At 72.4% G+C, this 7,528-nt stretch carries 7 protein-coding genes and 1 riboswitch; all 7 genes read right to left on the reverse strand.

Annotated elements, in window-relative coordinates:
* Positions 1-4: 4 nt before the first annotated feature.
* The 7 genes from thiC to ACYQ8L_RS12825 all read right to left on the reverse strand — a co-directional run bounded on the left by thiC (position 5) and on the right by ACYQ8L_RS12825 (position 7,356).
* Complete coding sequence (thiC, locus tag ACYQ8L_RS12795; protein WP_459942194.1) at positions 5-1,285, reverse strand: phosphomethylpyrimidine synthase ThiC; 1,281 nt, start codon at positions 1,283-1,285, stop codon at positions 5-7.
* Positions 1,286-1,414: 129 nt separating this feature from the next.
* The gene (thiD, locus tag ACYQ8L_RS12800; protein WP_459942195.1) at positions 1,415-2,788 is read right to left on the reverse strand and encodes a bifunctional hydroxymethylpyrimidine kinase/phosphomethylpyrimidine kinase; all 1,374 of its coding nucleotides are present in this window, start codon (positions 2,786-2,788) and stop codon (positions 1,415-1,417) included.
* Complete coding sequence (locus ACYQ8L_RS12805) at positions 2,785-3,417, reverse strand: thiamine phosphate synthase (protein ID WP_459942196.1); 633 nt, start codon at positions 3,415-3,417, stop codon at positions 2,785-2,787. The genes thiD and ACYQ8L_RS12805 overlap by 4 nt, the downstream gene beginning before the upstream one ends.
* Positions 3,418-3,520: 103 nt before the next feature.
* A riboswitch (TPP riboswitch) is annotated at positions 3,521-3,622 on the reverse strand.
* 36 nt (positions 3,623-3,658) lie between these two features.
* Positions 3,659-3,847, reverse strand: coding sequence for a CooT family nickel-binding protein (locus tag ACYQ8L_RS12810; protein WP_459942197.1), 189 nt, complete (start codon positions 3,845-3,847; stop codon positions 3,659-3,661).
* Between the two features lie 67 nt (positions 3,848-3,914).
* The gene (locus tag ACYQ8L_RS12815; protein WP_459942198.1) at positions 3,915-4,337 is read right to left on the reverse strand and encodes an archease; all 423 of its coding nucleotides are present in this window, start codon (positions 4,335-4,337) and stop codon (positions 3,915-3,917) included.
* 120 nt (positions 4,338-4,457) lie between these two features.
* Positions 4,458-4,907, reverse strand: coding sequence for a hypothetical protein (locus ACYQ8L_RS12820; RefSeq protein WP_459942199.1), 450 nt, complete (start codon positions 4,905-4,907; stop codon positions 4,458-4,460).
* 193 nt (positions 4,908-5,100) lie between these two features.
* The gene (locus ACYQ8L_RS12825) at positions 5,101-7,356 is read right to left on the reverse strand and encodes an APC family permease (RefSeq protein WP_459942200.1); all 2,256 of its coding nucleotides are present in this window, start codon (positions 7,354-7,356) and stop codon (positions 5,101-5,103) included.
* Between the last annotated feature and the right edge of the window lie 172 nt (positions 7,357-7,528).

Raw genomic sequence — 7,528 nt, forward strand, 5'->3', positions numbered from 1 at the left:
CGCCCTACCCGGTTCGACCCGAGAACACCTTCACGGCGCAGAACTCCCCGCACATGGTGCACACCTCGGCGTCGGCCGGAAGGCACCGCTCCCGCAGGTGCCGGGCCTTGGCCGGGTCCACGGCGAGCCGGAGTTGCTCCTCCCAGTCCAGGGCGGCCCGGGCCCGGCTCATGGCGTCGTCCCAGGCGCGGGCGCCCGGAACCCCCTTGGCCACGTCGGCCGCGTGGGCCGCGATCCGGGCCGCGATCACCCCCTCCCGCACGTCTTCGGCCGTGGGCAGCCCCAGGTGTTCCGACGGGGTCACGTAGCACAGGATGTCCACCCCGGCCCAGGCGGCCAGGGCGCCGCCGATGGCCGAGGTGATGTGGTCGTACCCCGGGGCCACATCGGTCACCAGCGGCCCCAGCACGTAAAACGGCGCGCCGTGGCAGAGCCGTTTCTGGAGCTTCACGTTCGCCTCGATCTGGTCGAGGGGCACGTGGCCCGGCCCCTCGATCATGACCTGACACCCCGCCTCCCAGGACCGAAGGGTCAGCCTGCCGAGCACCATGAGCTCGTGGATCTGCCCCCGGTCGGTGGCGTCGGCGAGCGCCCCCGGCCGGAACCCGTCCCCGAGGCTCAGCACCACCTCGTGCTCCCGGCAGATCTCGCACAACCGATCGAACTGGTCGTAGAGCGGGTTCTCCGCCCCGTTTTGGCGCATCCAGGCCACGGTGAACGACCCGCCCCGGCTGACCACCCCCAGCAGCCGAGGCTGGCTCTCCAGGAACTCCACCCCCTCCCGGGTGATGCCGCAGTGCACGGTGACGAAATCCACCCCCTCCCGGGCCTGCTCCTCGATCACCCGGAAGAGCACCTCCGGATCCATCTCGGGGATCGCCCGGCCGGCCTCCACCGTCTCGACCGCCGCCTGGTAGATGGGCACCGTCCCGACCGGCACGGGGCACTCGGCCAGGATCCGGCGCCGGATCTCCCGCACCGGCCCCCCGGTGGAGAGATCCATCACGGTGTCGGCCCCGGCCCGGAGCGCGGCCCGCAGCTTCGCCATCTCGGCCTCGGGGTCCATCTGGTCCTTGCTCGTGCCGATGTTGGCGTTCACCTTGGTCCGGAGCCCCTTGCCGATGGCCAGGGGCCGGCAACCGGGGCGGTTCCGGTTCTGGCACACGATCGCCTCGCCCCGGGCCACCGAGGCCGCCAGGGCCTCGGGGTCCACCCCCTCGGCCCTGGCCGCTTCCACCACCGGATCCGGCACCCGGCCGGCCCGGCACGCTTCCAGAATCGTCATCGGTTCATCCTCTTCTCGGCTGGGAGGCTGGGAAGCTGGGAGGCTCGAAGGCTGCCCCACCGGCTTCCCGGCCTGATCGACGCGATGCGGGCCGATCGACCGCCCCACGCGGTCGCCAACCCCGGCCCTCTATGGCGCGACCCGGCGCATCTCCCGCGCGACCGCCGCGACCCGGCGGGCCACCTCGGGCGCGGTGGCGCCGAAGATCCGGATCATGGGCTCCTTCCCTTGGTCCCCGGTGTCGTAGATCGCGTCCGGGGCCCGGGCGGCCCTCCGGAGCACCTCGGCGGTGCCCCATTCCAGGGTGGACCCCTCCCGCTCCTTCACCTCCCTCGGTTCCTCGGCGCGGCTGAACCCCTCGACCCGAAGCCCCAGGGCCCGGCAGGCATCGAGAACGTCCTCCCCGTAGCGCACGTTCATCACGGCCCGGAACGGGCTTCCCCAGCGGGCCGAGGCGAGGAGGATCTTCGCCATGTGGCGGCTCGCCCCGAACCGCGGGCCGTCCACCCGCCGCACCCGGTCCCCCGCCCGCACGATCCGGCCCGGAAACGCGGCCACGTCGTCGAAGGTGGCCGCGGCCGGCAGGGCCTCGGCCAGGTTCGACTGCACCTCGGGGATGAGCTCCACCGGGTTCGCCTCTTCCAAGATCTCCCAGGCCGCCCAGAGCCGCTCCAGCACCCCGTGGCGGGCCACCAGGGGCGACCCGGCCCAGGGGTTGGTGGGGCCGTGGCCGGCCCCCAGGGGATAGGCGTTCGCCACAGCCTCCACGAGGACCGCCCGGGCCCGGCGCACCGCGTCCACCAGGCCGTCGCCCCGGGCCAGAAAGGCCGCGATCGCGGCCGAGAGGGTGCAGCCCGTGCCGTGGGTGTGGGGGGTGGGCACCCGGGGCGACCGGAACCGGTGCGTCCCGCCGTCGGCCAAGAGGAGAAGGTCCTCCACCTCCGCCCCCTCCGCGTGCCCCCCCTTCACCAGGACGGCCCGGGCCCCGGCCTCGATCACCCGCCGGGCCGCGGCCTCCCGGTCCTCGGCGGAGCGGATGGGGCGTCCCCCCAGCGCCTCGGCCTCGGGGAGGTTGGGGGTCACGAGGAGCGCCCGGGGGAGAAGCCGCCCCACCAGGGCGTCCCGCGCGTCGTCCCGCAGAAGGGGGGCTCCGCCCTTGGCCACCATCACGGGGTCCACGACGAGCCGCTCCACCCCGTGGCGGCCGAGCGCCTCGGCCACGGCCTCGATGATCGGGGCGGAGTGGAGCATGCCGGTCTTCACCGCGTCGGCCCCGATGTCCGAGAGCACCGCGTCGATCTGGGCCCCCACGGCCCCGGGCTCCAGGGGGTACACCCCGTGGACCCCCACGCTGTTCTGGGCCGTCACGGCCGTCAGCGCCGAACTCCCGTGGCAGCCCAGGAGCGCGAAGGTCCGGAGGTCGGCCTGGATGCCGGCCCCCCCGCCGGAGTCCGATCCGGCCACCGTGAGGCACCGGGGGGGAGTCGCTTGAACCTCTCTCACGTCTCCACCTCCTCGTGTTCCCTTGCCGGCCCGAGGGGCCGCCCGGCCCGTTCGAGGGCGTCCCGGAACTCCGCCACCCTCGCCCCAAGGTCCGGCGCGAGAAAGAGCGCCCCCAGCACGGCCACCCCGGCCGCCCCGGCGGCGAGCACCGGCCCCACCCGGTCGGGCGTGATCCCCCCGAGGCCGATCACCGGGATCCCGGCCCCGGTCGCCAGCTCCCGAAACCGTTCGAGCCCCAGGGGGGTCCCCAGCTTCGACGCCGGGGGGAACACCGGGCTCAAAAACGCGTAGTCGGCCCCGGCCCGCCGGGCGGCCTCGAGCTCCCCGCGGTCGTGGCACGAAACGCCGAGGAGCACCCCGGGAAGCTCGCGCCGCACCCGGGCCACGTCGAACCCGCAGCCCGGCAGATGGAGCCCCGGGGCGCCGACGGCCCGGCAGGCCTCGGGGTCGGCGTGCACCGTGATAAACACGCCGGGGCTCGCCTCCCGGATCGCCCCGGCCCAGGCGATGCGCTCGGCCGTCGAGGCGGCCCGGGCCCGCAGGCACACCCACCGGACGCCCGCGGCCGCGGCGCGCACGGCCGGCCCGACGGGGTCTCCCCCCAGGAGGTCGGCGTCGGCGATCGCCACGAGCGGGCTCGGTGGGCGCAACACGGTGGGCGGCCCTCCAGGAGCGGCAGGCCAAGCGGCGGGGAACGTCGCCGGAACGGCGAACGGCGGGCGAAAGGCGGGCTTTCGGCCGCGGCTGCTTCCCTACGCTGGCATTACCCAGGTCAGGTTCCAGGGGTCGTTCCCGGGCGGGAACTCTCAGCGTCACGCGCCCCCAGCAGGCGGCAATCTCGTCGGGAGGGGCGAACGGGCCGCCCCTCCCCTAGGCTTCTTCGAACACGATCCGGTGCTTGAGGAGGTTGACCTCCTTGAGCCGCCCCCGCACCACGGCCTCCTCCCCGAACAGGTTCCGGAGGCGGTACCCCCCCTCCACGGGTTCCATGTGGGTGACCTCTTCGAGGAGCGTCTCCTCCCGGTCGCCCCGGACGAGAAACGCGTTCGACTCACACACGGCGCATCACCTCCTCGGCCGACCATAGGTACGCCAAACCCGGGTGGGAGTCAAACCGGCCCGGCGCTCACACATCGAACACCACCCGAACCCTCCACCCCCCGCCCTCCGGGTCGGGACCCCAGAAAAGGTCGTGGTAGGTGGCGGCCTTGACCTCGAGGTCGAAGGGGTGGCGGCCGGGGTCGAGGGGTTCGCCCCGGGCCGTGCCGGCGATGCGCACCCCCCGGGCCTCCCGCACCTCCACCCGGGCCGGGAGCCAGTGCTCCGCGTTCACCAGGTACAGGACCTCGTTCAGAAACCCCACCAGGGCCTCGGCCTCGTCGAACCCCTCCACCTCGACCTTCCGCTCCTCCCCGGGCGACACCCGTTCCGGGTCGGTGATCTGGGCCAAAAGGCCCCGGCACAGGGCTTCCAGGGCGTCCTCCGGGGTCGCCCCCACGGCCTCGAGGGCCAGGTCCGCCGTATGCTCGATCGTCTTCCAGGTTCCCATTATCTTTCCCTCACATCCGGGGAATACCGCTCTCCGGCCCAGCCCCGTCGGCGAATTCCTTCCCGGCCGGAGCCAGCCCCCCACCCGCCTCCGGTAACACGTTCGACGGTATTAGCAGCACTAAACCGCGAGGAAGTACGCTTCCAACAATCGCTTCCATTCGCCGATAAATTCCTTGTACGCGTCTTCGGTGAAAGTTTCTATGAATCCACGCCCCTTTTCCGTCAGCGCAATGTACTCGTACGCAACCCACACCTCCGTTTCCCCATCGGAAACCGGAACACAGCGAACGGAGACAACCCCCACTTTTTCCCCCGCCTCTACCTTATAGAACTCGACACAGTAGTTCTCCGGCTCATACCGTTTGACGATCCATATGGCTTCCCCGGCAGCGTGGTCGTGACTTTCTGTCACAAAAACATAATCCTCACGTAGGGTTGTGTCTCCCATAACGTTCCTGTAGTCCCATCCGGGGACCCAACGTTTTTCGCCCTCCGGACTGAACAGGGGAAACACGACATCCACAGGGCGGGAGATCTGGAACTTCTCGGTGTGCCTGATCCGGTTCATTTTGTTTCCTTCCTCCGAGAAACTTCGGTCCACGGTTGCCGGTCTGCGGTCCATGGTCAGGCCCTCTCGCGGCCCACCGGGAAACGCATGGCGGTCTCCCCCACAACGGCCCCTGCCCGCACCCGCTGGGCGAAGGCCTCTCGTTTGGGCATACGTTTCCCGAGCTTTGTACCGGGGGCAGGGTCTTCGCCGCTCAGACCTCGTCCGCTGGCTCCTCGGCCGGGGGTTCTTCCTCCGGTGTGGCCGGCTCGGGGAGCACGAGGTCCCCCACGAACACGCTCCCGTTTCGGACGAAGAAGAAGGTGCGAAGCCCCGCGGCCAGGGCCGTCAGGCGCTGGGCGTAGGCGGCCTCGTCCCCGGGCTTCGGGAGCGCAAGCCCGAGGAACACGACGTCGGCCTCGCCGCTTCGTTCGGCGATCATCTCGGCCACCGTGCCGCCGGCCGGCCGCAGGAGCACCTCCACCTCGGCCTCGATCCGGATTTCCGGCATGAGAAGCCGGAGGTTCCGCTCAGTGGCCTCGCGCATCATCTCGTTGGAGGCGATGCTCAGCACCCGGATCGTGGAGCGGCGCCACTCGGGGTTCCGGGTGAGGAGGTAGGCCAGGAGGAGCATGAGGTCGCCGTTTCGCTCGAGCCCGCCCCACCACACGTGGACCTCGGGCTGGGACCGCCGGGGGCACGGCGGCTCGGCCCGCCCCAGGATGAGCGATTTGTGCATGGGCTCGAGCCTTGTGGCCACCCGGAGCCAGGCCGCGAGCCGGTCGGGGTCCTGGGGCCAGCCGAGCATCAGGGTGTTGCTCGCGATACCGGCCATGCCGTTGGCCTGGGCCACGGCGAAGAGCCCCTGCTCCACCGAGGGCACCACGTCCACCTCGCCGAAGGCCACGAGGCCCTCGGCCCGGAGCACGCGGTCGATCTCGGCCCGCCGCTCCAGGGGATCGCCGGGCAGCTCCTCGGCCTCCTCCCACATCTCGCACACGGTCACGAGGCCCCGCTCCTGGGTGAACCAGGTGGCGAACCGTACGAGGTCGAGCCGCTCCTCCACCCGCTCCACGAAGAGCAGGATGTGGGGCCGCCAGCTCCGCGGGGTCACGGGCAGGTTCGAAAGCCGCACCAGGCACCAGCGCACCAGGGCCTCCAGGAGTCCCCGGCGCACGTCGCCCCAGGCGGCCCGGTGCTCCCGGCGGCGGAAGGTGAGCCACAGCCCCCCCTCGGCCACCACGGCCACGGCGCTCGCCACCGGATTGATCAGCACCATGACCCCGAGGCACCCGAGCGCCCCGGCGAGGCTCAGGGCCCAGGGCACCCGCACCTGGGGCCGCCACGAGGGGTCGCCCGAGAGCCCCTCCAGGGCGGCCACCAGGTTCACGGTGCCGTAGACCGTGAGGAAGAACATGGACACGACCTCGGCCACCAGGTTGAGCTCCCCGAGGAAGGTCGCCCCCAGGGCCAACCCCGCCGTGACCGCGAGCCCGGCCACGGGCTCCCCCAGCCGCCGGCTTCGCCGGGCGAGCCACCGGGGCACCAGGCCGTCCAGGGCCATGGCCTGGAGCGTGCGGGGCGCGCCGAGCACCGACCCCACGGCCGAGGAGAAGATGGCGCCCCAGAGCCCCGGAAAGACGAGCCAGGCGCCCAGCACGGCCACCCGGGTCCAGACCAGGGGATCGGACCGGAGGTCCTCGGCGGGTACGGCCCAGGCCAGGAGAAACGGCGTGGCCAGGTACACGGCGAACCCCGTGGCCCAGGCGGCCAGGGTGCCCCGGGGGATCGCCCGCCGGGGGTCCTGGAGGTCCCCGGACAGCCCGAGCCCGGCCATGATGCCGGTGACGGCCGGGAAGAACACGGCAAAGGCCGTCCAGAACGGCACCTCGCCCGAGGGGCCCAGGCCCAGGCTGCCCCGGGGTTCGGCCACGGCGCCGGCCAGGAGGGCCGCGAGGGAAAGCCCGATCAGCCCGAGGATGGGAAGTTGGGCCCGCAGGGCCGCCGCGGCGCCCCCGAGCGCCAACAGGGCCACCGCCGCGACGATGGCGAACGCCGCCGCCGGCACCGGGATCTCGGGCCACACGAAGGTCAGGGATTCCGCCAGGCCGTAGGCGTACAGGGTGACGCTCAGGGCCTGGGAGAGGAAGAGCGGCAGCCCGATGGCGCCCCCCACCTCGAGCCCCAGGCTGCGGGAGATGATGAAGTAGGCCCCGCCGATCCCAACCTTGCCGTTCGTCGCGATGGCCGCGAGCGACCAGGAGGTGAGGAGCGTGATGCCGTTCGCGAGCACCACGATCCCGAGCGACGCCCAGAGCCCGGCGTGGCCCACGACCCACCCGAGCCGGAGGTAGAGGATCACCCCCAGGATCGTGAGCACCGTGGGCAGGTACACCCCGAGGAACGTGCCCAGGGCCGGCCGGGGCCCGCCCGGCCCGGCGCGGGGCCTATCGGACGGCAAGTTCGGCATGGGAGGGAGTCCCGGGGGGGGGGGGGGGGCGCCCCCCGGCCCCACCTTTTTTGGGGGGTTGTTTAAACAAAAAACCCCCCCCCAGCCCAAAACCCGGCTCGGGGTTTGGCGTCGCGTGTGTGATAAAGACGGGGGGGGGGGGGGGGGGGGGGGGGGGGGGGGGGGGGGGGGG

The organism is Deferrisoma palaeochoriense (assembly GCF_054656955.1).